Annotated in this window: 2 protein-coding genes; both read right to left on the reverse strand. The window is 56.4% G+C overall.

Annotated elements, in window-relative coordinates:
- Nucleotides 1–13 precede the first annotated feature (13 nt).
- On the reverse strand, nucleotides 14–250 hold the full coding sequence (locus tag GWQ22_RS21655; RefSeq protein WP_275931649.1) for a hypothetical protein: 237 nt from the start codon (nucleotides 248–250) through the stop codon (nucleotides 14–16).
- 87 nt (nucleotides 251–337) lie between these two features.
- On the reverse strand, nucleotides 338–634 hold the full coding sequence (locus tag GWQ22_RS21660; protein ID WP_275931650.1) for a helix-turn-helix transcriptional regulator: 297 nt from the start codon (nucleotides 632–634) through the stop codon (nucleotides 338–340).
- Between the last annotated feature and the right edge of the window lie 165 nt (nucleotides 635–799).

Consider the following 799-nt stretch of genomic DNA (forward strand, 5'->3'; position numbering starts at 1 on the left):
TTGTCAGCAACTGTCATAGCATCACCTCCTCATCGATGGGACGGGCATGCTGCCCACGCTTTATCTTGCTCATCCTGTCCAGGAGGTGGCGGCGGGTATCGGCTAGGCCATAGTCAGTGGACAGATCAACCAGGGCGCCCAAGGCACTGGTAATGCAGAACTCCTGGATAGCTGGCTGCGATGGTTGGTGCGCACTGAGGATGGCGTTTGCCGTCTTGCAGATTGCTGCTGAAAGTCCTGAAATTTCCATGGTGTCTCCTTGCGTGGCTTATTGATGAGCCCCCGGCCATAGAGGCTCAGCGATAAGGCCGGCGAACCGGCCTGGTGTGGCGGCTTATTAATTTCGCTGCCTGACGGTGTCAGCGGTGAGAATAAGTTGAGCTGCATCAGTGCCGGTCATCAGCCATGTGATGTGCTCTTTGAGTTCGCCGTGGTTGGCGATCTGTAAAAGGAGGTAACCGCCGATCTCGCGATAGCCGAGCTCGTAGTTTTTCAAGGTGGTTGGTGGGATCCCCAACTTCACGGCGAACTTGGGACGACTCAACCCCATGGCCTCACGCAGCTGACGCATACGGGCACAGGTTTCTTTGTTGAGAAGGTAGGTAGATTGCAGCTCAGTTGTGTGCATGGGCATAGGCATGGTGATGGCTCCGAATGATGGCGTTAAGGTGGCAATGGGTATCGAACCAGCGCACAGCGACCCGCGCGTTTTTGCGTTCGATGTAGCAGTGGGCTCTCTCGGACGGTAGTGGTGCCCAAGCTGACAGCCGTAAGACCAGTAAGGTGCAGCGCACCCCGT

Origin of the sequence: Aeromonas sp. 1HA1 (genome assembly GCF_029237385.1) — a bacterium.
GTDB classification, from domain to species: Bacteria; Pseudomonadota; Gammaproteobacteria; order Enterobacterales; family Aeromonadaceae; genus Aeromonas; species Aeromonas popoffii.